We start from the raw sequence: 24,056 nt of genomic DNA, 5'->3' as shown, positions 1-24,056 counted from the left end.
GATACCCATATTTTTATGTGCGGGTTATACAGTTATACTGAGGATGTAAAAAAGATGCGTGAACAATAAAGGAGGAAAAGGAAATGAAGAAAAAGATGATTACTATTTTCATGGCATCCATGTTGGCAGTTACATCTCTTGCGGGCTGTACATCTTCAGAAAATGAAAAGAGCGGAGAAAGCGGAGCAAAAGAAGAAAGCAAAAGCGAAGAGGGAGACCGGGAAATTACCATTTGGTGCTGGGATACCAGTGACAATGGGAAGAAGATGAATGCCGGATTTACGGAAGCTACCGGAATTAAGGTAAATATGGTTGCCGTGGAAAGCAAAGATATGACACAGAAACTGCAGACCACGCTTGCCAGCGGCGGGGAAATGCCGGATGTTGCGTGGCTGGAGGCTACCTACAGAGGAAAACTGCTGTCTCTGGATATCTGGGAAGACATAACAAAGGACCCCTATAATTTTGACACCAGTCAGGTGCTGGACTACCTGATCCCTCTGGAGACATCAGAGAGCGGACAGTATGTGGGGCCGGAATGTCCCTCCGTGGCCGGCATGGCCTATAAACGTGAACTGGCCAAAGAATATCTCGGAACCGATGACCCGCAGGAACTGGAGGCAATGCTCTCAGACTGGGATTCCTTTATTGAAAAAGGAAAAGAAGTGAAGGAAAAATCAGGAGGCCAGGTATTCATGCTCTCCAGTATCGGAGCCGCAGGGCAGATGCTTATGGGACAGTCCACAGAACCTTTTGTGGATGGGGATAAGATCAATCTGGAAGCATCCATGAAGCCTATTTTTGAAAAACTCATAGAAATGAAAAAGGCCGGGATTGTAGACGTGCTGGATTTCAGCTCCGCGGAGGAAGGTGCTTCCTATGCCGGGGAGAATGATATTTTCTATCCATGCGCTAACTGGTCCGTTGAATTTACCATCAAACCCAATGATAAGGACGGACAGGGACGCTGGGGCTTCATGCTTCCTCCGGGAGGTCCGTTCCCCTGGGGAGGAACTGTAATGGGTGTTCCAAAGGCAGGTAAAAATAAAGAGGCAGCAGCAGAATACGTGAAATTTATGTTTGGTTCTGAGGAGGGAGCAATTCTGCAGAGGGACTGCAAAGGTAATTTTTCACCCTATAAACCGGTTTATGAGCAGACAGATTTCTACAGCAGAGAGGACGAGTACTTTGCCGGTCAGGATGTACTGCAGGCAATTGCCCAGGAGGTTCTGCCAAATATAAAGGGAGTAAGGGAACCAAGCAAATACGACCAGGATATCAATGATGCATACAATCTTGCCCTGAAAACCATCAACGCATCCGTGGACGGCAGTATCACCGCAGATGAACTGATCACGTCCATGACAGATGAGCTGCTCATCAAACAGCCGGATCTGGAAAAGTAAAAGGACTGCCGGAAGTGATCTGCCGGCGGCTATGAGGCTGTGAACCATTACAGTATAGGGAAAAGGGCCTGAAAAGCAGGTCCTTTTCTGATAAAGGGGGAAAATTAACATGTCTAAAAAAAGTGCACCGTATGCAATGATCCTGCCGTATTTTCTGCTCTACATTGCATTTGGCCTGTTTCCCATTCTGTTTTCTCTTGGTGTCAGTTTTACAAGCTGGGACGGAATCGGAGAGATGACTTTTGTGGGGCTTAAGAACTATGTGCGGGTATTTACACAGGATAAATATTTTTATAAGTCACTATGGAACACCTTGATCCTGCTGGGCATCAGTACACCTATACAGATTGCCCTGGGACTCCTGACTGCAACCTTTTTAAAGGACTTTTTCAAAAAAACACAAAACGGGCTGCAGCTGATCAACTTCCTGCCATACATAACCACACCCGTTGCGGTGGGTATCATATTCCAGCTTATGTTTGACTGGAAAAGCGGAGTTGTCAATGCATTTTTGAACCTGTTCGGTGCAGAATCTGTCTACTGGCTGGGTCACGCGTGGACAGCACGGGCAGTGGTCATCTTTATGCTCATATGGAAAAATTACGGGTATAAAATGATCATGTTCCTGTCAGGTCTCTCCACGATTCCGGACGAATTATACGAGGCGGCTAAAATTGACGGGGCTTCCTGGTGGGCCAGATTTACAAAGATCACCATTCCGCTTCTAAAACCTATTTTCGTTTTTGTTATCATTACCAGTGTGATCAACGGGTTCAAACTGTTTGATGAGCCGCAGCTCTTGTTTAACTCGGCCGGGCAGCCCACAGGAGGACCGGACCGCTCTGTTATGACCGTTGTAATGAAATTCTATGACAGTTCCTTTAAGAACTTTGAATTCGGTTACGGTTCCGCACTGGCATACTGTCTGTTTCTGGTGATCGCTGTGGCATCACTTGTGTTATTCCGTGTGGTTAACGGTAAGAAAAAGGAGGATTGAGAGTATGAGAAAAACTTCCTGGATACGGAAAATACCCATGTGCCTGTTTATGCTGGTCCTGTCAGTCTGTGCTCTGCTTCCTTTTTACATGATGATCATCATGGGCACACACTACAGTGAGGATTTGTATACGGGTGTAAAACTGTTTTTTGGTAAATATTTTGTTCAGAATTTTCATGCAGTCATGCGGCAGAATTTCCTGCTCTATTACGCAAACAGCCTGATCGTAGCATGCTGCAACACCATCGGCGGCCTGCTTGTCAGTGCCCTTGCGGGATATGCCTTTGCAAAATACGATTTCAAAGGAAAGAAGCTGCTTTTCGCCGTAGTTGTGGCGACCCTGGCAATCCCTCAGCAGCTTGGCCTTGTGGGATTTGTAATGGAGATGAGATGGATTGGGATGAATAACACGCTGTTCCCGCTGATCGTATCAGGAATGGCAAATGCTTTCGGTGTGTTCTGGATGCGCCAATTTATAGAAAGTTCGGTTCCGGATGAGATCATTGAGAGCGGAAGAGTGGATGGATGCAAAGAATTCGGTATTTTTTTCCGGCTGATCATGCCCATCATCAAACCTGCCTTGATCACCATATTCCTTCTGTTCTTTTTATGGTCCTGGAACAATTATATGACACCTCTTGTCATGATAAGCGACCAGAAATATTATACCATTCCTCTTTCCATTGCCCTGATCAGCAGTGAGTACAGAACCGATTATGCGGCAAGGATCCTGGCGCTGTCCATGGGTACCATCCCCATTTTGATCCTGTTTGCCTTTGGCTCCAAACATCTGATTCGCGGACTGGTAGCCGGCAGTGTAAAGGGGTGAGCGGCGGTATGAAAAGAGAAAGAATACTTACAGATAATTGGTTCCTTCAGGGGCAGGGAAGCGGGGAATCTATGAAAATACCCAGCATGCCTATGCAGGTCCATGATATTTTATATCATTACGGAAAAATAAGCGATTCCTATCAGTGGGGAAAGACCGAAGACTGCCGATGGGTCAATGATAAGACCTGGATATACAGCACAGATTTCCGGATCTTATGGTGCAGCACGGATCATGCATCAGGGGAGAAGGTGAGCGGAGAATATGTTCTGCTGCTGGAAGGGCTGGATACGTTTGCGGAGATCCGGGTAAATCAGGAATTGGCAGGCAGACATAATGACTGCTATCTGCCGTGCAGACTGGACATTTCCGCACTGGTAAGGCCGGGAAGGAATACACTTGAAATTATATTCCGTCCTGTTGGGGAGGTGCTGAAAGAAACAGAAGAGAAGTATAAGGATGTTTTGGCAAAGGGAACGGTGGAACCCTGCCGTTTTCTGAGAAAAACCTTTCATGATTTTACTACATATTTGGGAAATGACCCGGATTTTTATAAGGTTGGGGTATTTGGAAAGTCTGTGTTATATGAAATACCTGACAAACTGCGGCTGGAAGAAATGGATGTGGATTATGCGCTGAACGAAACGCTTGATACGGTGAAGCTCCAGGTCTATCCTGTGGTGGCGGGAGAAGAGGACAGCATTATTACAGACCGCGTCAGAGTAAGGATCCTGTACGGCAAAGAACGGATATGGGAACAGGAAAAGAACGCCGGCGAGGGCTTTTTTACAAGGATAGAGGATGTGCATCTGTGGTGGCCGGCCGGTTACGGAACCCCTGATCTGTATTGCGTGCAGGCGGATTTAATAAGGGACGGACAGGTCATAGACACATGCCAAAAACAGATTGGATTTAGGAAGATCACGGTGCAGGGTATGCTGGATTTCCAGGTTAACAAAAAGACAGTTAAGTTATGGGGCGCCAATCTGACACCGGATCAGGGTTATACACTCTGTGAAGATACAGAGAGGATCCGGCGGCTCCTGAACCTTGCCAAGGATGCCCATGTGAATACGCTCCGCATTTGGGGGGAAGGGACAGCTTTTGGGGAATTTCTCTACAACTTCGCGGATGAAAACGGGATTCTTTTGTGGCAGGAATTTTTCTGCGGACATGCTCAGTACCCGGATGTGGAATGTGTGAGAGAAAAGATACTGCAGGAAGCAGAACATATGATCAGGAGCAGGAAACACCATCCATCCATACTGCTCTGGTGCGGAGGGAATGAATGCTATCTGAGCCGTGATTTTGCAGCACCGCAGGAGAAATATCTCATGGCAGATTTTTTTGAATATGATTTGAAAAGGCTGTGCTTAAGGCTGGATCCCGACCGATATTACCATGTGAATTCCCCGTTTTTCGGCAGCTATTCCAACGAACCCGGAAAGGGTGACACCCACAGTTATACCAATTCCTGGTATGTGCCGGGGAGCAATCATCCTATCTTTGCCAGTGAAAATCTGAGAGTATCGTTTCCGGGTGTAAAGTCCCTGAAACGTTACCTGAAAAAGGATACACTTCCAACACCGACTGTGCAAAGACATGGCGGCCTCCCATGGCCCAAGGAATATGAATCTATTACCTCTGCGGAATCCTGGAAAAAGATACCTGCCATAGAAGCGTTTTACGAGGCAGAGAGCCCGGAGGAAATGGTCTATCAGTATGGAGCAGCGGCGGGACAGTATATCAAAGATACAGTAGAGCGGTACAGAAGAGGAAGAAAAGCAGACGCGGGCACAGAAGACAGGATTTGCAAAGGACATTTTATATGGAAGTGGAATACTACATTCCCCCATATATACAGTTCTGTGCTGGACTTTTATCTGGAGCAGAAAATGCCTTACTATTATCTGAAAAGAGCGTATGAACCACTCAGTGTACAGGTAGAGGCAGCGGATCATCTGCATGTATGGCTTGTAAATGATACAGGGGTATCTGCAAAAGGACGGATCACGGCGGAACTTTTTGATATGCAGACCAACTGTTATGTGAAAAAGGAAGAATTTCCTGTAATATGTAAGCCGGGTGAAAGTGCTTATGCGGGAAGGTTGGATTCTTTCGGCCAGTTTACACGGGATAAGATCGTGAAAGTTACTTTCTTTGATACAAAGGGAACGGTGACAGCCCAAAACCATACTTTTGTTGATATTGAGAGGCATCTTGCATTCCCTCAGTCAGGACTTGAAATATGGAAAGAGAAAGATGAGATCTGTCTCAGAGCAAAGCGGTTTGCCAGAAGTGTGGAATTGTGCGGGGAGGAAGATGGAGATGCCTATTGGTGGGATTTTCAGGATAATTTTTTTGATCTGTTTCCCGGTGAAGTTAAGAGGGTTGGATATGGGAAAACGCACAGAAGCGGAAGAATTACGGCAAAAGCTGTATATGACGAAAGGTATGTGGAACTGAATGTTTAAGACTTCCGCAAGGCGTTCCCGGCGGGATGCGCAAGAGAAGGATGATCGCAAGCGGTCGCGCTTCGGCGCGGGAATGGCGGTTCGGCATGGCGTATCGTTCGGAAATGCCGCCTGTCATGGAGTATTGTTCGGAAATGCCGCCTGTCATGGCGTATTGTTCGGAAATGCCGCCTGGCATTAGAGTACAATTTAAAAAATAAAAATCTGGAGGAATGAACTATGGAATATACAAGATTTGGTAAAACGGAGCTGAAGGTATCGGAAATTGGTTTTGGCGCGTGGGCTATCGGCGGCTCCGGATGGGGAGAAGGCTGTGATGATGCCCTGTCCATGGAGGCACTTGCATGTGCATGGGAGGAAGGTGTGAATCTGTTTGATACCTGTGATTCCTATGGAAACGGGCACAGTGAGGAGCTGATTGGTAAATTTTTAGCAGGGAAACGCCACGAAGCGGTGATCGTAACAAAGGGCGGTACTAATTTCCGGGTGCCCGAAAGAAGTAAAAATTTCACCAGAGAATATCTGAAAATGTGCCTGGATGAGAGTCTCAAAAGACTGCAGACAGACTATGTGGACGTCTACCTTCTTCATGTACCGGATGCCGGATGGCAGGACAAAGAACAGGTGCTGGATACCATGAAAGAGCTGAAGCAGTCAGGAAAAGCCAGATTCTGCGGGCTTGCCATGTGGGGCGCTGCGGATACCCTTCATGCCTTCGAGAAGGATAAAGAAGGAGTCATCGAGGCGCTGGAATGCCCCTTCAATATCCTAAATAAATCCAATCTGGAAGTAGTGGAAATTGCCAGACAGAGAGATATTCCGGTTCTCACCAGCCAGCCCCTGGCAAGCGGTATTCTGACCGGAAAATATGCAGTGGACACTAAGTTTTTACAGGGAGACAACAGGGCAGGATTCTGGACGGCAGAGCGTTTTGCAGCAGTGGAAAAGGATATGGAGATCATCCGTTCCTGTGTCAAAGAGCCTGTACAGAACATGGCACAGCTTGCCCTGGCCTATGCCCTGAATTATCCGGGAATCTCCTGTGTGATCCCAGGTGCAAAAAATGCATCCCAGGTCAAAAAGAATGTATCTGCCAGTGGGATTGTGCTGGATGCCAGCGTGATGGAAAAATTAAAAGGGACAGAAGGGTTTGTGTTCTGATTGGGTGCAATATTTTATGAAAAACGTGGAGCTGGTAAGCGGGTGGAGTCTGAAAGAGGTTGGTAAGGAAACGGACCGGATATCGGTTGAAGAAATATTTGAAAGGAAACCGGATAGGACGTATATTGAGGAACGGTCAGTTTGGGAGAGGGACTGGATATCCATTGAAAAGATGCCTGCACAGGTACAGGATGTTTTGTATGACCATGGTTTCCTGCCGGAAGAATTCAGGCTTGGATGGTGTGAGAAAGCGCTTTTTATAGGAGAATCGGACTGGATATACCGATGCAGCTTTTCAGGAGAAAAAGGCAGAAAATGCCGGATACGGTTTCAGGGGCTGGATACCATAGCTGATATTTATCTCAATGGCATAAAACTGGGAAGGTGTGAGGACTTTTATCTTCCTGCAGAGTTTGATATCACAGATATACTGGAACAAAAGAATACCTTGTATCTGCATTTTATCAGTCCTATTTCTTATATGAAGGAACAGGAGTGGGAGGATAAATGGAACGGTTCCGTGCTGCGCTGCAAAACGGTCAGGAAACCGATCCACGATTTTCCGCCGGAAAAAATAGAAAAGGGAAGTAACTACCAGGGTGCCGTACCTTACTTTACACCGGTAGGCGTTTATGGTCCGGTTTTTCTGGTGTATCATGAGGAGGAAGAAATAAAGGAGGATTTCATAGAGGCCGGGCTTAAAGAGGATGGAAACGGCGTGCTCACTATAGAGATGAGAGGCACAGGCAGACCGGATACCCTGACGGTACACTGGGAGTTTCCCGGGGAATGCGGAGTCGAAACACAGAGCAGAAACGGGAGACAAAGTTTCAGTCCTGATATAAGTTGTGACGGCTGGCATATCCGGGAAGAAATAGCAGTGGATACGCCGCCTTTATGGTGGCCCAGAGGGTTCGGGGAACAGAATCTGGCTGAAATAAGTATCGAAATCCAAAAGGATGGGAGAGTCTGTGACCGCATACTGAAAAGGATAGGATTTCGCAGAATCCGGATGGAAGTACCTTTTGCATATTGTATCAATGGCAAAAGGGTCAGATTATTTGGCGGAAGCCTGGATCCTCTGCAGGGGTACACCCACTGTTATCAGCCGGAGCGGGAGCAACGTCTGTTCGAGATGGTGGAGAATGCCAATATGAATACGCTTCGTATCTGGGGAGAAGGCATACCGTTGCCGGATGAATTTTATGATGAATGCGACAAACGGGGAATCCTTGTCTGGCAGGAGTTCTTTCTGGGACATGGCGCCTATCCTGACAGTGAAAAAATAAGGGATTTCTGCAAAAAGGAAGCAGAATATCTAGTGAGACGGCTCAGGCATCACCCTTCCCTGCTTCTGTGGTGTGGAGGGAACGAAACCTTAATGGGAGCTGAATTTCAGGGATGTTTTCCCTATGGAAAAGAGATTTTTCTGGAGGATTTTCCGGAGATTGTGGAGCGCCTTGACAATAGCAGATATTATCATCCCAATTCCCCGTATGGGGGAGAGTGGGCCAATGACCCGAGGGAGGGAGATTTGCATACCTATGATTGTGTGTGGGAATACCCTTATAAATCCTATCCGAATTTTATCAGTGAGCATATCAGAACGGCGCCTCCGGTGAGACACAGTCTTGAAAAAATGATCCGGGGAAGCATTTGGCCTGAAGGATTTACAGGACAGGTTTTGCCCGGAAACGGAAATATTATGCCGGATACCTGGGTGGAACGGAGTCATATCTCAGCACAGGGACAGCGGAAAACCGGAGATTACTGGGAGTTTTACGATGCAGAGAATGCAGATGATCTCCTGTATCGTTTCGGTGCCGCTTATGGAAAAGAAATCAGGAGGTACGGCGAGCAGGTAAGGATCGGAAGCAGAAATCCGGAAGTGTTTTCCGGGCGTTCTAAAGGGTATTTTGCCTGTAAACTGGTGGATACATGGCCTAAGATCTACTGTGCTGCCATTGATTTTTTCCAGGAAGGTTATATTCCCTACTACACTCTGAAACGGGTATTTTCACCGGTGCTGCTGTGTTTTCAGAAAGAGGAGAGCATTCGTCTGTGGGGTGTCAATGACTCTGCAGCAGACGTATCAGGAACTGTTAAATATGGAATTCTCAACTTGATAAGCGGGCAGACAGAAAAGATAAAAGAGAAAAAAATAACCGTGACTCAGGGTGATGCAGTACCGGTTGATGATTTGGCGGATCTTCACTTTTTTTCAAAGGACTGTATTTTGTTTGCGGTTCTCTGCAGAGAGGATGGAGAGGAGCCGGTGGTATGTATTGATTATGTAGATATTGAAAGACATCTGGAATTTCCGGAACCCAATTTAAAATTGGAACTGAGCGGGGATGAATTGGTGATCACAGCAGAACGGTTTGCGCGCTGTGTACAGATTGCCGGTGAACAGGATGGAGACAAGTTCGGCTGGCTGTTCACAGATAACTATTTTGATATGCTTCCGGGACAAAGGAAAAAGGTGAAAGTTCTGGGGAATAAGGAGTACGGGACGCTTTATGTGAAATCCCAGTATGGGTGCTGCAGAAAAATCGTAACAGTTCAGACAAGCTGAACCGTTACGCATCCAGCCATTAAGAATCGCTTCGCGATGGGCCGGATAAAGCTGGCACTACTTTTTCGTACGGTCAGCACAGTAAATGCGCAGACCTGTCTGAACTGTTACGAAAAATCAGCTATAGGAAAGAACATATAGGGCAGCGGCGGGATTGTCGACTGTGGAGAGGGGAAGCAGATGAAACGCATTTTAATAAGGAAAGAATGGAAACTACAGGGGCCGGATGAGAAAGAGCTGGAAATAAAAGAAATGCCGAGTCAGGTCCATGATATTCTGCTGGATCATCAATTGATTTCCAATCCGAATATTACAGGAATCAATCAAGATCAATGGATTGGGGAGACACAATGGTGTTACAGAACAGAGTTTGAGGTGGAAGATAGTTCGGGAGAATGGAACCTTCGTTTTCAGGGGCTTGATACATTTGTTGATATATATCTGAACAATGAACTGGCAGGGGAAAACAAAAGTGTGTATATGCCCTTGGTTATTGAAAAAGTTCCCTGTATGAAGAAGAAAAATGTCCTGGAATTGAGAGTGAATCCACCCAGGCCCGAGATTGAGAAGATTTCACTTCCGGAAAAATACAAAGACAGAGTACCAGAATTCTGTAAAGCCAGGGTTTTCCGCTCCGGCTATCATGAGTTTTCCGGACCAAAACCGGATCTGATCCGAATGGGAGTTTACGGAGATATTTATCTGGAAAAGGTGGAGCAGGATGGAATCCGGGAAGGGGTTATGGATATCAGCTTGGGAGAAAATTGGGAGGAGGGGCGCGTGCGGGTCGACTTTTCTTATTTTCATCCCCAGACGGATCGGATGCTGGAGTATAGGATAACAGATATGCAGGGAGATCTTGTATGTGAGGGTACAGAAAAAGCACATACGGAATATTTGGAGATCACTGTGCCGCATCCGAAATTATGGTGGCCGCGTTCTCACGGGGAAGCCAATCTTTACCATTTACATGTGACAGAAAAGGTGGGAGAGGCTGTTCTGGATACTTATGAACGGCAGTTTGGTTTCCGAAGGATTGAAAAGAAAGGGGATATGGAATTTACGGTCAATGGCAGGCCGCTGAAACTATGGGGGGCAAACCTGGCACATGCAGATACCATGACCGGATGTTACGGCAGAGTGAAAGAGAAGCTGTATGGACTGCTGGATTTGGCTGAAATGGGGAATTTCAACTGCCTCCGCATCTGGGGTGAGAGTGAGATCCTGGATGATGATTTTTATAATGCGTGTGACCGAAGGGGAATACTGCTGTGGCATGATTTTTACCTGGGTTTCCATATGTACAGTGAGGAGGAGGAAATGCTCTCCATGTGCAGACGGGAGGCGGAACATTTGGTGAAAAGACTGAAGCATCATCCATCTATCCTTCTCTGGTGCGGGGGAAATGAAATGTACTGGTCCCGGGATATGCAGTATGAGGGAGCGTATTGTTTTGGAGAAAAAATCTTCTGTGAAGTTTTTCCGGAGGTCTGCCGGGAACTGGATGCCGGAAGATATTATCATATTTCCTCGCCGTCCGGAGGTACATTTTCCAATGATCCGTCCGGAGGAGATACCCATGGATATACCCATCTGTGGTTTGTACCGGGAAGGGAATATCCGGTATTTCTAAGTGAAAACTGCAGAGTTTCGACCCCTGAACTGAAAACCATGAAAAGGATGATGGTGCCGGAGGAACTATGGCCTGCCGGGTATCAGAATATCAGTACCAAAAGAAAGCCCCTGGCCTGGCCGGAAACGTGGAATCTGCATAATACCAATGACGGGGCGGTTAAATTAGGGCCTGTGGAGCATTATTATGATGCGGAAAATGCGGAGGAACTTATTTACCGTATCGGCATGGCTCACAGTGAGTATATCAAAAGAGATGTGGAGCGATTCCGGCGGGGAAGATCGGAGACCGATGCAGACAGGAAGCGGCAGACAAAAGGGCATCTGCTTTGGAAATTCAATAATAACAGCAATATTATTTCTTACGGGGTTGTGGACTATTTTAATGAGCCTATGCGGGCATATTATGCTTTGAAGAGAGCCTACGAACCGTTTCAGATTTCTTTTTCTAGTGGAAATCATATTACTTTGTGGGCTGTAAACGACACAGTCGGGAAAAAAGAAGGAAGTGTGAAAGTACAGCTTTTCAGCCTGACAAAAAACAGGGTGGAACGTGAAATGACAATGCCATTTTTCTGTGGTCCCGATGAGTCAGTGCAGGTGGGGAATCTGGATATTTTCGGACAGTTTAAAAAAGATTGTGTTCTTGCAGCGCGTGCAGTGGACGGACAAGGCGAATTGCTGGCAGAAGCAGTGGATTATGCGGAAATGGAAAGAAGGATTTCTTTTCCGGACAGAGGCGAATTATCCTGCAGAGTTGAGGCGGGAATGCTTGTGCTGGAATCAGATACCTTTGCAAGATGCGTGGAACTGTGCGGAGGAGAAGATGGCCAAGAGTTTGGCTGGCTTTTTGAGGAAAATTATTTTGACCTGCTTCCGGGAGTGGAGAAGAAGATTAAGGTTTACGGGAGACATGAGAAAGGAATCGTGCAGATCAAACCGTATTATTGGGAGAAGGGGATCACTGTCGATTATATGAAAAATTAAAAAGGTTATTGAGCCGGTGCGTGTTTCTGTTATGGGATGCGCATCGGTTTTTTGTATGGTTTTTTTTATATGGGTTTAATTGAGAGAAAATATCGGTTTATGCGAAAAATACCAGGATATCATACTGTTTTTGACGTAATATTCTAAGAAATGCGGCAAGATGAATCGCAAAAAAAGTATTAACAAAATACTTATTTTTGTTTTTTGTCGTATCCTAGTTTAACGCTAAAAGCTGATAAAGTCAATATGCAAAAAAAATATAGCGGATTTTCAGTTGGCCTGGTGTTGTCTTTGGTAAAAATATATTTACGGGAGCTTTGGTTTGTATGATTTCTATTTGTAATCCATGATTCTAAGGCAATTAAGGCAATTCTAAGGCATAAGAGAATGAAAGTTCCTTTAAAGCTCAAAGAAATTCTCTATAAGTGGTCAAAATAATGGTACATATTTATTAAATTCTCAATCTTATTTTATCTGTGTCTTATTTCCAAATGGAACTGGAATTAGATGTCTTTTTATACATCCACTTCTCTTTTAAGATCCCCTTAATTTAAAATAAGTGGTCAGTAAAATGGTCAGATGCTTTGAAAGTGCCATTTTAGCCGGCTTTTTTCTATAATGCCGCATTTCTTAGAAAAATGCGACACTTAAAAAACAGGTAATTGGATGAAAACAGGATTTTGCATTAAGACAATAAAATATCAACTGCGATGTTCCCATGCAGAGTGGTTTGTCAGTACGGAAGGGTATTATCGGGATGTTCTGAACTTTTATTATCATCTGCTTTTACACCGGAAGGAGCTTTGGAATCTTAATACGTTTCAAATGCAGAGAGAACTGGAATGTCTGACAATAGAAGGCAGGGATGGAAGAAAACCGGTATACCCCCTTCCTTTTTCCAAAGTGCCGCTCTATTTTAGGCGTTCAGCTATTAATAAAGCTATTGGATGTCTGAAAAGTCATCTGGGATTGAGCCGGTCTGCGGATAAGACGGAGGAATATGATTCGCTTCTGCCTGAAACCATTGATGCTTCACTTACTTATTTCAAAGGAATGTATCGAGAATTTACAGATACCGGAATCACGTTAAAAGTCTGGGATGGCAGCAGCTGGCACTGGATGGAATGCCGGCTGAAGGGAATCCCGTTTCCGGCAAATGCTATGGTTTTATCTCCGTCAGTTGTTCCGGGCAGTAAAATCTGCTGGCTTCATGTTCCTGTAAAACAGGAAACAACAGATGCAAGAAATGCAAAGGAACGAATGAAAAGCGGCGATACGATCTGCAGTGTTCAATTTACAAATACAGATATTTTCGCCATGTGTTGTGTATTGGACGGCGACGGGAAGCAGTTAGCAGTCCGTACCTGCCGGGGCGGTGATTCATACCGGCATCAATGCCGGAGGCTTCTGGATAAGATAGAATTTTCCAAACAGTATACAGATAAAGATAATGTGGAGCTGCCGAATAAAAAGTATTACATACATTTAAAAAACCTGTCCGAATACTGTGCACACAAAGTAAGCCGCGAAATTGTGGATTTTTGTGTGGAAAAAGAAGTGAAAGTGATAGTCCTGCCACTGTACAATACGGATTTCAGCAGAATGGTACAGTATCGCTCTGGTAATTTTACGCCGCTGCATTTGAGCAGCAGGATAAGAGCATATTTGAAATATAAGGCATGGGAGGCAGGGATCATTGTACTGGAACACAGTGCAGATCATACAAGCAGCCGGTGTGCCATATGTGGCGGAAGTGTAAAGAAGCAGGGAAGTCAATATTTGTGTGAAAATGGTCATCAAGGCAGTCGTTTTCTGAACAGTGCAAGGAATCTTGGGAGAAAATGCCAGGAGGATTTCAGGAAGAAGAGAGGCTGTTTAAATAAAATAAATATTTGATATTTTGATAAGTAATAATATTATGGAGATTATCAATAAGTCATAAGTTAGATGATGTGATGGTATATAGGTGTGTTCTTCACCCTTATATAGATACCGGAAAACCGGAAAAGAACAGATGCCAGAGGCAACTGCTCTTCGGTGGAATATCGCCGGCTGGCTCCGTGAAGGGTCAGCAGAGAATTGTCCGTTCGTAGTTGGACAGACAATATTCAAAGTAATAAAAGCAATTATTCGACAAGTCTGCGCATTTAATGTGCTTATGGAAAGACAGTATTATCAGTCAGACCAAAATTTTGTGGTAAAGGCGTTCTGCATGGATCATGGCTCGTAACAATGATGGTACTGTGTATTTATAAAAAGTTATAAAGAGATTTGGAAATTGGAGGGGAGAAATTATGTGGCAGATGATCATTGTGTTGCTGCTCCTGTTGGTCCTGTTCCTGTTTGTGATGGTGTTTGCCTTGGCGAAAATTAATTCCGGAGACAGGAAGAGAGAGGATGATGAGCAGGAGGCGTTTATTCGTGGTACTGAAGATACCGGAGATGACAGTGGCAGAGGAAAACGCTCTGGTATGACCGGTGACGAGGAGAGAAAATGGAAAGCTACACAGACAAATGAGGAAAGAGACAGGGTCCAGGAAAAGCTGATGCAAAAGGCCGGTAAGAAAAAGAAGGTTATGGAACATTGGCAGACAATTGCGCTTTGGCTGATGCTCTATGATGTTGTGGCTGTGAACGCGGCGTTTATGCTGGCTTTGTGGGTTAGGTTTGACTGCAGGTATTCTTTGATTCCGGATGTTTATCTGGGGGCATTTTTGAAGTTTGCGCCGTGGTATACGGTGTTTAGTATCGTGGTTTATTGGGCTTTGAGGCTGTATAAGAGTGTCTGGCGGTTTGCCAGTTTCAGTGAGCTGTTCCGGATCGGGGCGGCGAATGTTGTCACCGGACTGTTTCAGATCATTGGGATCACTTTGTTTTTTAGGAGGATGCCGATTTCTTATTATTTGTTCGGGATCATGCTGCAGTTTGTGTTTACGGTTTCTGTTCGGTTTTCTTATCGGTTTATTTTGTTGGAACGGAATCGGAATAAACAGAGTGAAGAGGATACCGTGTTACATCGGGTGATGCTGATCGGAGCGGGAGCTGCAGGACAGATCATAATCAGGGATCTGAACAGGGCCAGTGAGGTGAAGGCGAAGGTTTGCTGCATTATTGATGATAACCCGAATAAGATGGGGCGTTACATAGAGGGGATTCCGATTGTTGGGAATCGGGATGATATCCTGCTGAGTGCGGAGAAGTATAAGATCGACCAGATTTTACTGGCAATTCCCAGTGCTTCGGCTGAGGAGAAGAGAGATATTCTCAATATCTGCAAGGAGACTGGTTGTGAAATGAAGATACTTCCGGGAATTTACCAGCTGGTGAACGGGGAAGTGTCGATTAGCAAGATGAAGAGTGTGGCAGTGGAGGATTTGCTGGGGAGGGATCCGATCAAGGTCAATATGGAGGAAATCTTCCAGGCGCTGAGGAATAAGACAATCCTTGTTACCGGTGGAGGAGGTTCTATAGGGAGTGAGCTGTGCCGGCAGATTGCAGCACATGGTCCGAAGCGGCTGATCATCTTTGATATTTATGAAAACAATGCTTATGACATAGAACAGGAGCTGAGGAGGAGATATCCGAAGCTGGACCTGGTCGTTTTGATCGGGTCAGTGAGGGACAGCAGGAGGATCAACAGTGTGTTCGCTGAGTATAGGCCAGATGTGGTCTATCATGCGGCGGCACATAAGCATGTGCCTTTGATGGAAACGAGTCCTTGTGAAGCCATAAAGAATAATGTTTTGGGGACATATAAGACTGCCAGCGCGGCACTGCAGAGCGGGTGCGAGAAGTTTGTGCTGATCAGTACCGATAAGGCGGTCAATCCTACGAATATCATGGGAGCGAGTAAACGGCTTTGTGAAATGGTGATTCAGACTATGGACAGGCTGGGGAAACTGGGCAGACCGATCGTTCTGCCGAATCTGAACGGGCATGAGGAAGAAGCGGATTACGGTATGGCTGCGGTTACCAGGGAAAAAGGTGCGGAACCGGAAGAAGGACAGAGGAAGCCAACTGATTTTGTGGCAGTCCGTTTTGGAAACGTCCTGGGAAGTAATGGGTCGGTGATTCCACTGTTTAAGAAACAGATTGAGGCGGGAGGGCCGGTCACGGTTACACATCCGGATATCATCCGATATTTTATGACGATACCGGAGGCGGTGAGACTAGTACTGCAGGCGGGGACGTATGCGAAGGGTGGAGAAATCTTTGTTCTGGATATGGGGGCGCCGGTGAAGATCGATACGCTGGCAAGGAATTTGATAAAGCTTTCGGGGTATAAGCCGGATGTGGATATATCGGTTGTGTATACTGGGCTGAGGCCTGGGGAGAAGCTTTATGAGGAGAAGCTGATGGCGGAGGAAGGGATGAAGACTACGCCGAATAAGCTGATACATATTGGGAGTCCAATCCCGTTTGATACGGAGAAGTTTTTGGGAGAATTGGAAGAGCTGGCGAAGGCTAGTTATGGGAATTGGGAGGATATCCGGGAGTTGGTGAGGAGGGTGGTGCCTACATATAGTATGGAGGGTGGGATAAAGCGTAATAACATATTACTAGATGAGTAGAGTATGTAAGAAAACGTCCAGAACAGAAAGATTGTGGATTAGAGAAGAAGTATTAGCCCTGTACTAAATTTATAGGACATAAAAGTTATTATTAGTGCTTATTTATAAGGCATTTAAAGAAGAGGTGATGGGACTAATTCTAAATAATGTATGGGAACGTATATGAACCTCCTGGTTTTCCGATAATATATGAAGATAAGTTAAATATATGACTAAAGTCTATCGAATCAATTAGATATCTGTAATTAGTAAAAATATTAGAATGTGAACACTTGGTGGTTGAGAAAATTGGTTGTAAGTACATGATAGCTTTTTCTTGTTATACGGTTGTATTACATTTCTCTAAGAAGTTAGTGGATATCAAGTAGGGGGGAGAAGGTGTTCTGCTCAGGTATTATCTTTGACACATCGTCCAGCCCTGTGGTTTATGAGGACGGCATGCCTGTGTTAATGGATACAGAATAGAATATTAAATGATATTTGGATTTTGTTACACTGGAAAAGGTTTTTGAGTTGTATCTTAATATGAAGGTTTTGGTTGTGACACATCTGCATGGCACGCTCGGAGAGATTGAGGAAATAAGAATTACCTGTGATAAACACGGTGCAGTTAACGTTGAGGATACAGCATAATACTTTGATTTTATATATAAAGGTAAGAAAACAGGCACATTCGGAAAAATTTTAATTATCAGTTTGGTCGGAGTGAAGAATATAATCGATAATTTATGCAGAAAAGCGGTGTAAAAGGGCGATAAATGGTGGATATATGCATAATAATACATAAATTATTAGCTCTCACAGTAGCTTTCCAACGCCGTTTCAATCGGAGTACTTACGGTAATATGATTGTAGCGGGAAAATAATGGAAAAATTGGGGCTTGTGAGAGCTGAAAAGCCCGAAAATAGGTTGTCTTCGTTAAGTGAAAAACGGCGATTTTATTGAAATCTATTGACTTTTCGGGTTGGGATTGAATGGTACTTTCAATCGGAAATGGTATGGAAATAAAAATGTGACGGGTAGGGTTTACAATCGAAGAACCTACGGGAATAAGAAGTTCACAGTAAGTTAGAGAATACATGGGAATATATTAATTAACCACGGTATAGTATCCACATATATTTATTGGGAAGCGGTTGTGGTTTCAAATTTAGAGAAACACCAGAGAGAGGAACAGATTATGATCACAAAAGAGTTTACAGCGTTTCAAAATAAAGTATGGCTCAGCTCCCCCACGATGCATGGAGATGAGTTGAAATATATGACCGAAGCCTTTGAGACTAACTGGATGTCTACAGTTGGAAAGAACATCAACGAAGTGGAACAGATGGCGGCAGAGAAGATTGGCCGAAAGTATGCAGTAGCTCTTTCCAGTGGAACAGCTGCACTTCATCTCGCAATGAAATTAGCAGGTATCAAGCAGGGGGACAAAGTATTCTGCTCAGATATGACGTTCGATGCAACTGTCAACCCGGTTGTATATGAGGGGGGCGTACCGGTGTTCGTCGACACAGAGTATGATACCTGGAACATGGACCCTGTGGCTCTGGAAAAGGCATTTGAGATTTATCCCGATGTGAAAGTCGTGATAGTGGCGCATCTTTACGGCACTCCTGGAAAAATTGATGAAATTAAAGCCATCTGTGATAAGCATAGTGCTGTTATCGTGGAGGACGCAGCCGAGTCTTTCGGCGCTACATATAAGGGAAAACAGACCGGCACGTTCGGAAATTTCTCAATAATTAGTTACAACGGTAACAAAGTGGTTACTGGATCGTCCGGCGGAATGTTGTTGACGGATGATTTGGAAGTTGCCAATAAGGTGCGCAAATGGTCCACACAGAGCCGCGAGAATGCGCCGTGGTATCAGCATGAGGAAATTGGCTATAACTACCGCATGAGTAATGTCATTGCAGGTGTTGTCCGCGGACAATTGCCGTATCTGGAAGAACATATTGCTCAGAAAAAAGCGATTTATGAGCGGTACCGTGAAGGATTCAAGGATCTGCCGGTTAAAATGAATCCGCTGAATACAGAGGGAGTTGCGAATTACTGGCTGTCTTGCCTGATTATTGATGAAGATGCGATGTGCAAGCAGGTAAGGTCAGAGAATGAAGCTCTATACATTGCAGAGCATGGGAAGTCTTGTTCGACAGAGATTCTAGAGACGCTGGCAAAGTATAACGCGGAAGGCCGACCGATCTGGAAGCCGATGCACATGCAGCCAATTTACAGAATGAATGGCTTCGTGACCCGTGAGGGTAATGGCCGGTGCAAGAACAATGCATACATAAGTGGTGGAACTGTCGGTGTGGATGGTTTGCCATTGGATGTGGGTATGGATATATTCGAACGCGGACTGTGTCTGCCGAGCGATAACAAGATGACTGCCAATGAGCAGGATAAAGTGATTGAAATCATATGGGCTTGTTTTGAGTAAACATAGATTCGCTTTGAAAGAATATTGGCTTATATGGGGGATAAAATAGGAAATCAGAAACGGAAAATCTTGATTGCTTGTTTTGCGTGGTATGAAGGAAGGTTAATTTACATAGATGAATATCTTAAGAAACACGGCTATGAGACACTCATTCTGCTCTCGGACTTCAGTCATGTGAATAAGTCACGAGATGCACATTTCAGTGGCATTCCGAAAATCCAGTACATTCACACAAGGGAATACAAAAAGAATCTATCTCTATCCGTGAACGCCTTATGTACCATGTTGATTTTTCACGTAAGGTAAAGGATATAGTTCAGTGGTGAGGCCGGACTTGGTCTATTCACGTGTCCCCAAAAATTCGTTAGCAAAAGATTTAGGAAGCTGAAAGGATGCGGAGGGCATACAGAAATAAGTATGTTAATTACGCAGACAAGATTGTCTTAGAGTGCTCGGGCTACATGGAAGTGCTCCTGGCTTATGCAGTGAGCATAAATTCTATGAGTTTTCCATTGTGTATAAGCCTCTTAAGACCCCGGTAGACAATACATCCTTCATAGAAGACGGAAAAGTACGTTTTGCTTATATTGGAGAGATTAACCATTTGACTGACATTGATAGGATTGCCAACATAGTTAAGGAACTGTCTGTTTACGGTCAGGCGGAAATGAGAATCATTGGTGTAGGAGAGAACAAGGATTGATTCATTGAGGCGGTACGGTTGGCCGGGGGGACTCCGGTTGACTACGATGCAATATATGATGATGATCGAAAGAGGGAAATCCTGCACGACTGTCATTTCGGATTAAACATCTATAAGGAAGATGTGAAAATCGGATTGACAATGAAAAGTGTGGATTATATTCAGTTTGGACTGCCGCTTCTTAATTCCATATCCGGTGATACGAAAGCGCTTATTCGTAGGTATGACGGCTTTGGTATCAATGTACACAAGGAGGGAATTGATAAGTAAGAAGTACCCCCATATGTAAATGATAGACGCAGCAAGCGAAAAAAAGTATTGCAGTGCTTTGAAGATAACTTCAGTTCTGAAAATGTTTATAAAAAAATGACTTAGATTTTTGGATGAGGTTTGAGGTTATTTGATGGCTGTGGATACTTTACTTATGTGGTGGTGTGTATAAGGGTGAGCCAAACAAATCCATAGGAATATATCAAAATATGTTTGAATAAAGGGTAGGGTATGTATAGAAAAGTATTCAAGCGAATGATAGACATTGTTTGTGCTTTGCTCGCCATTGTGGTGTTTAGCTGGCTTTACTTAATCCTTGCAATTTTAGTGAGAGTGAAACTGGGGAGTCCGGTTATCTTTAAACAGGAACGCCCAGGAAAGTCCGAGAATCCATTCATGCTATACAAGTTCAGAACAATGGCAGATGCCCATGATGTAAACGGCAAATTGCTTCATGATGATAAGTGGTTGACGAAGTTTGGAAAGTTCCTGCCTTCTACGAGTCTGGACGAACTTCTTGAGGCATTCAATATTCTAAAAGGGGATATGTCGATTATCGGCAAACGAGATATTATAAGAGCAACCAAGAGAAATCCGTATTTTTCGGTGACTTTGGCTACGTAGGAGTCTTGAAAATTGATATGTATTGTTTTACGCAGAAAGGGTCTAAGAGAAATAGAGACTTCTCGGATACCCATTTTTGACCAAATCTGATATGAGTAAACAGTTTATACCAATCTTCGAGAACCTGCTGTCCGTTCGTGATTAGCGGGTTCTTTTCGTGGAAAAATGCTATAAGGACAGTTAAAAACGGGAAATAAAAACAAAATTTGACGTTCAGTATTTAAATGATTTTTTTTGAGTTAAGAATGATTGAAGTGGCGTTGATATAGGAATGAATATCTTCCACAGAGGACTGTGCCTGCCGAACGATAACAAAATGACGCCGGAGTAGTGGAAAGAGATTATCAGGGCGTGCTTTGAGTAACAAATGTAAGAGGAGAGTATTTGTAGTGGGTAAAGATAGTTTCTACGTTAAGTATATAAAGAGATTTTTAGATATCGTGATTTCCCTCGTGGCAATCATCGTTCTCTCACCGCTTTTAGTTGTGTTGAGTATTTCAGGCACGATAGCTATGGGCGGAAATCCGTTTTTTACACAGCTTCGTTCTGGAAAAAGAGATAAGAATGGGCAAGAACAAATTTTTAAACTGATTAAGTTTCGTTCGATGAGCAATAAGAAGGACAAGAATGGAAAACTGCTTCCAGACGAGATGAGATTAAATAGGTATGGGCGAATCCTGAGAAGTACGTCATTAGATGAGTTGCCAGAACTATTTAATATTCTGACAGGGTTTTTATCAATAGTTGGACCGAGGCCCCTCCTTCAAGTCTACATAAGCAGATACTCCGCAGAACAGAGAAGAAGGCATGATGTTCGTCCCGGATTAACTGGATATGCGCAGGCTTACGGACGTAATTCTTTAACCTGGGAAGAAAAATTCAAAAAGGATATTTATTATGTAGAACATGTTAGTTTTCTTTTTGATGTGCAGATTCTTTTCAAAACTGTAGCGGTTGTTTTAAAAAGAGAGGGAATAAGCAGTGAAGGCTCAGCTACTATGGAAGAGTTCATGGGTAGTCCTGAGAAGGTAGAGAAATGAACAGATTGGTAATAGTTGGTGCAGGCGGTCATGGGAAAGTGATTGCGGATATTGCACTGAAAAATGGATATACAGATATTAATTTTGTGGATGATAATGCGACGGGTAGATGCATCGAATTTTCGATTATCGGAACTACAGATAATCTGGAAGCACTGAATGATTGCAGTACAGACTTCGTGATTGCCATCGGAAATAATTCGATTCGAAGAAAAATATCAGAAAGCCACGCTGTGAACTGGATAAAATTGATCCATCCATCCGCACAGGTTGGCTGCGGTGCAATGGTTAGGGAGGGAACTGTCGTTATGGCAGGGGCAGTCATCAATCCCGACGCGAGAATTGGCAGACATTGCATTATCAATTCATGCGCCGTCATAGAGCATGACAACAAGATTGGAGATTTCGTACACGTTTCTCCGAATGCTGCACTCGGCGGAACCGTCTGTGTGGGTGATAATTCGCACATCGGCATCGGGGCAACGGTCAGAAATAATTTAACAATAGGAAAAAATACAGTGATAGGAGCAGGTGCTATGGTAGTGAAGGATTTGACAGAAAGTACAACGTATGTCGGCATTCCTGCCAAAAAGTTGGGGGGGGGGGTAACACGAAATAGTGTACTGTACTCCTTTGATAGGAGGTATGCAGCATGAAAATACTATTTACAAGCGTAGGCAGAAGAGTGGAACTAATGCAGGCATTTCACAGGGCTGCTGAGGAACTAGGAATAGATTTGCAGACTATCGGGGCAGATATTACCCCAGATGCTCCAGCACTGCAGTTTTGTGATGAGCAGAAAATTGTATGCCGCATTAAAGAGGCTGCGTATATTCCACAACTCTTACAGATATGTGAAGAAGGACAGGTTGACTGCCTGATACCAACGATTGACACGGATCTTCTGTGTCTGGCAGAGAGCAAGGAGAAATTTGAAGCTATCGGAATGAAAGTCTTGATTAGCCGACCGGAAAAGGTTCGGATATGCAGAGATAAAAACTATACAGCCGACTATTTCATTTCCCTTGGATTGAAATCCCCTCTTCCCGTCAATCGGGTAGAAAAATACGAGGAAGCGGTAAAAAAAGGAAATGCTGGTTTTCCTGCATTTATTAAACCGAAGGATGGCAGTTCCAGTATTAATGCGTACCGGGTGGACAATTTAGCCGATTTAAAACTGTACGCAGAGAAGATTGGAAATTATATCATCCAGCCGTTTATATCCGGCAAAGAGTACACTATCGATATTTTCTGTGATTACAATGGAAATCCGGTGTACATCACACCGAGAGAGCGTATTGCTGTCCGAGCTGGAGAAGTGCTGAAAACTCGTATCTCTCATGATGACACGATGATTGCCGAGATGAAGAAGTTGGTAGCTGATTTCAAACCTTGCGGTCAGATCACAGTGCAGTTGATAAAGGATAAGGCTACGGGAGATAACTACTACATTGAAATCAATCCGAGATTCGGCGGTGGGGCTCCTCTGTCTATGAAGGCAGGCGCTGATAGTGCAAAAGCCGTGTTGCGGATGCTTCGTGGAGAGAAGTTAGCATATCACAAGAAGGCCGCAGAAGACGGGGCTGTGTACTGCCGGTTTGATCAAAGCCTAAGAACACATAGTGTCGCAAACGAAAGGAGTCTATCATGATTCGAATTTTAGAAGTGGTCGGCTCGCTCGGATATGCCGGAGCGTGGGTGTTTGGTAATAGGAATGATGTAAACGTAATCCATAATGCCATTGATACTGCAAAGTATGCGTTTGATGTAATATTCGTAACAGGTACAAGACAGAACTTAATCTGAACGATCACTTTGTAATGGGGTTCGTGGGAAGGTTTCATGAGCAAAAAATCTGTTTCGTGCCTTGGATATTTTCCAGGCTGTAAGAACTAAGAAGAACAATGCGATGTTTCTGATCGTAGGAGAGGGAGCACAAGCAGAACAGCTTAAACAATACGCATCTAAGAATGGTTTGGCAGAATCGGTTCAATTCCTTGGGCGAAGAGATGATGTGAACTCTTTGATGATGGTGTTTAATGTATTTTTTATGCCGTCGTTATACGAGGGACTTCCTGTAGTTGAGGTAGAGGCACAGGCGGCTGGTTTGAGATGTGTGATTTCTGACAAAGTGCCAGCAATTAATTTGATTAACAGAATGAGCATTGTTCCTTTAAGTGAATCGGACAATAAGTGGTCAGAGATCATTCTTGAAGAGGATAGTTTTAAACGAGAATCGGCTACACAGATGGTCATTGATAATAATTATGATATTACAACAGAAGCAAAGAAACTTGAAGAATTCTATTTGGGCTTATAACAATTAGCCAAAATGCCTTGGGGAAA

The 24,056-nt window shown here is 44.3% G+C and carries 18 protein-coding genes; all 18 read left to right on the top strand.

The genetic code is table 11. The annotated features are described in order from the left end of the window. Nucleotides 1–83 precede the first annotated feature (83 nt). The 18 genes from C6P39_RS01930 (at nt 84) to C6P39_RS01840 (ending at nt 24,030) form a co-directional block, all read left to right on the top strand. Nucleotides 84–1,406 carry an ABC transporter substrate-binding protein gene (locus C6P39_RS01930; RefSeq protein ID WP_095173656.1) on the top strand — a complete coding sequence of 441 codons (1,323 nt, stop codon included), beginning with the start codon at nt 84–86 and terminating at the stop codon, nt 1,404–1,406. A gap of 109 nt (nt 1,407–1,515) precedes the next feature. Next, the gene (locus tag C6P39_RS01925; RefSeq protein WP_095173658.1) at nt 1,516–2,403 is read left to right on the top strand and encodes a carbohydrate ABC transporter permease; all 888 of its coding nucleotides are present in this window, start codon (nt 1,516–1,518) and stop codon (nt 2,401–2,403) included. A 4-nt stretch (nt 2,404–2,407) separates the two neighbouring features. Further along, nucleotides 2,408–3,232, top strand: coding sequence for a carbohydrate ABC transporter permease (locus C6P39_RS01920; RefSeq protein WP_095173661.1), 825 nt, complete (start codon nt 2,408–2,410; stop codon nt 3,230–3,232). Nucleotides 3,233–3,240: 8 nt separating this feature from the next. After that, nucleotides 3,241–5,706, top strand: a complete 2,466-nt coding sequence (locus C6P39_RS01915; protein ID WP_104802595.1) for a glycoside hydrolase family 2 protein — start codon at nt 3,241–3,243, stop codon at nt 5,704–5,706. 219 nt (nt 5,707–5,925) lie between these two features. Beyond that, nucleotides 5,926–6,867, top strand: coding sequence for an aldo/keto reductase (locus C6P39_RS01910; RefSeq protein WP_104802594.1), 942 nt, complete (start codon nt 5,926–5,928; stop codon nt 6,865–6,867). A gap of 16 nt (nt 6,868–6,883) precedes the next feature. Next, on the top strand, nt 6,884–9,442 hold the full coding sequence (locus tag C6P39_RS01905) for a glycoside hydrolase family 2 protein (RefSeq protein ID WP_104802593.1): 2,559 nt from the start codon (nt 6,884–6,886) through the stop codon (nt 9,440–9,442). A gap of 180 nt (nt 9,443–9,622) precedes the next feature. Further along, nucleotides 9,623–12,061 carry a glycoside hydrolase family 2 protein gene (locus C6P39_RS01900; RefSeq protein WP_104802592.1) on the top strand — a complete coding sequence of 813 codons (2,439 nt, stop codon included), beginning with the start codon at nt 9,623–9,625 and terminating at the stop codon, nt 12,059–12,061. A 666-nt stretch (nt 12,062–12,727) separates the two neighbouring features. Next, complete coding sequence (locus tag C6P39_RS01895) at nt 12,728–13,957, top strand: zinc ribbon domain-containing protein (protein ID WP_104802591.1); 1,230 nt, start codon at nt 12,728–12,730, stop codon at nt 13,955–13,957. 650 nt (nt 13,958–14,607) lie between these two features. Further along, complete coding sequence (locus tag C6P39_RS01885; protein WP_408608516.1) at nt 14,608–16,632, top strand: polysaccharide biosynthesis protein; 2,025 nt, start codon at nt 14,608–14,610, stop codon at nt 16,630–16,632. A 1,181-nt stretch (nt 16,633–17,813) separates the two neighbouring features. Next, complete coding sequence (locus C6P39_RS01880; protein WP_104805832.1) at nt 17,814–19,073, top strand: DegT/DnrJ/EryC1/StrS family aminotransferase; 1,260 nt, start codon at nt 17,814–17,816, stop codon at nt 19,071–19,073. A gap of 514 nt (nt 19,074–19,587) precedes the next feature. After that, nucleotides 19,588–19,776, top strand: coding sequence for a hypothetical protein (locus C6P39_RS01870; protein WP_104802587.1), 189 nt, complete (start codon nt 19,588–19,590; stop codon nt 19,774–19,776). An 18-nt stretch (nt 19,777–19,794) separates the two neighbouring features. Further along, entirely contained in the window at nt 19,795–20,046 is a 252-nt protein-coding gene (locus C6P39_RS01865) for a hypothetical protein (protein ID WP_104802586.1), read from the top strand. 231 nt (nt 20,047–20,277) lie between these two features. Beyond that, a complete protein-coding gene (locus C6P39_RS01860; protein WP_104802585.1) occupies nt 20,278–20,670 on the top strand; it encodes a sugar transferase in 393 nt (130 codons plus the stop codon). A 356-nt stretch (nt 20,671–21,026) separates the two neighbouring features. Further along, a complete protein-coding gene (locus C6P39_RS01855; RefSeq protein WP_104802584.1) occupies nt 21,027–21,710 on the top strand; it encodes a sugar transferase in 684 nt (227 codons plus the stop codon). Beyond that, nucleotides 21,707–22,366 carry an acetyltransferase gene (locus C6P39_RS01850; RefSeq protein ID WP_104802583.1) on the top strand — a complete coding sequence of 220 codons (660 nt, stop codon included), beginning with the start codon at nt 21,707–21,709 and terminating at the stop codon, nt 22,364–22,366. The genes C6P39_RS01855 and C6P39_RS01850 overlap by 4 nt, the downstream gene beginning before the upstream one ends. Beyond that, nucleotides 22,363–23,361: an ATP-grasp domain-containing protein gene (locus C6P39_RS01845; RefSeq protein ID WP_104802582.1), complete on the top strand. Its 999-nt coding sequence runs from the start codon at nt 22,363–22,365 to the stop codon at nt 23,359–23,361. The genes C6P39_RS01850 and C6P39_RS01845 overlap by 4 nt, the downstream gene beginning before the upstream one ends. Beyond that, complete coding sequence (locus C6P39_RS27340; protein ID WP_158661427.1) at nt 23,358–23,516, top strand: hypothetical protein; 159 nt, start codon at nt 23,358–23,360, stop codon at nt 23,514–23,516. The genes C6P39_RS01845 and C6P39_RS27340 overlap by 4 nt, the downstream gene beginning before the upstream one ends. Nucleotides 23,517–23,565: 49 nt before the next feature. After that, nucleotides 23,566–24,030: a glycosyltransferase gene (locus C6P39_RS01840; protein WP_104802581.1), complete on the top strand. Its 465-nt coding sequence runs from the start codon at nt 23,566–23,568 to the stop codon at nt 24,028–24,030. Nucleotides 24,031–24,056: the final 26 nt, after the last annotated feature.

The sequence above is a fragment of the Blautia marasmi genome (assembly GCF_900258535.1).
In the GTDB taxonomy this organism is placed as follows: domain Bacteria; phylum Bacillota; class Clostridia; order Lachnospirales; family Lachnospiraceae; genus Blautia; species Blautia hominis.
This window is presented reverse-complemented; position numbering and strand designations above follow the sequence as displayed.

Excerpts from the sequence above, each read along its gene's own strand:
- C6P39_RS01930 (WP_095173656.1), top strand. The coding sequence starts at position 84 with ATGAAGAAAAAGATGATTACTATTTTCATGGCATCCATGTTGGCAGTT.
- C6P39_RS01925 (WP_095173658.1), top strand. The coding sequence starts at position 1,516 with ATGTCTAAAAAAAGTGCACCGTATGCAATGATCCTGCCGTATTTTCTG.
- C6P39_RS01920 (WP_095173661.1), top strand. The coding sequence starts at position 2,408 with ATGAGAAAAACTTCCTGGATACGGAAAATACCCATGTGCCTGTTTATG.
- C6P39_RS01915 (WP_104802595.1), top strand. The coding sequence starts at position 3,241 with ATGAAAAGAGAAAGAATACTTACAGATAATTGGTTCCTTCAGGGGCAG.
- C6P39_RS01910 (WP_104802594.1), top strand. The coding sequence starts at position 5,926 with ATGGAATATACAAGATTTGGTAAAACGGAGCTGAAGGTATCGGAAATT.
- C6P39_RS01905 (WP_104802593.1), top strand. The coding sequence starts at position 6,884 with ATGAAAAACGTGGAGCTGGTAAGCGGGTGGAGTCTGAAAGAGGTTGGT.
- C6P39_RS01900 (WP_104802592.1), top strand. The coding sequence starts at position 9,623 with ATGAAACGCATTTTAATAAGGAAAGAATGGAAACTACAGGGGCCGGAT.
- C6P39_RS01895 (WP_104802591.1), top strand. The coding sequence starts at position 12,728 with ATGAAAACAGGATTTTGCATTAAGACAATAAAATATCAACTGCGATGT.
- C6P39_RS01885 (WP_408608516.1), top strand. The coding sequence starts at position 14,608 with ATGCAAAAGGCCGGTAAGAAAAAGAAGGTTATGGAACATTGGCAGACA.
- C6P39_RS01880 (WP_104805832.1), top strand. The coding sequence starts at position 17,814 with ATGATCACAAAAGAGTTTACAGCGTTTCAAAATAAAGTATGGCTCAGC.
- C6P39_RS01860 (WP_104802585.1), top strand. The coding sequence starts at position 20,278 with ATGTATAGAAAAGTATTCAAGCGAATGATAGACATTGTTTGTGCTTTG.
- C6P39_RS01850 (WP_104802583.1), top strand. The coding sequence starts at position 21,707 with ATGAACAGATTGGTAATAGTTGGTGCAGGCGGTCATGGGAAAGTGATT.
- C6P39_RS01845 (WP_104802582.1), top strand. The coding sequence starts at position 22,363 with ATGAAAATACTATTTACAAGCGTAGGCAGAAGAGTGGAACTAATGCAG.
- C6P39_RS27340 (WP_158661427.1), top strand. The coding sequence starts at position 23,358 with ATGATTCGAATTTTAGAAGTGGTCGGCTCGCTCGGATATGCCGGAGCG.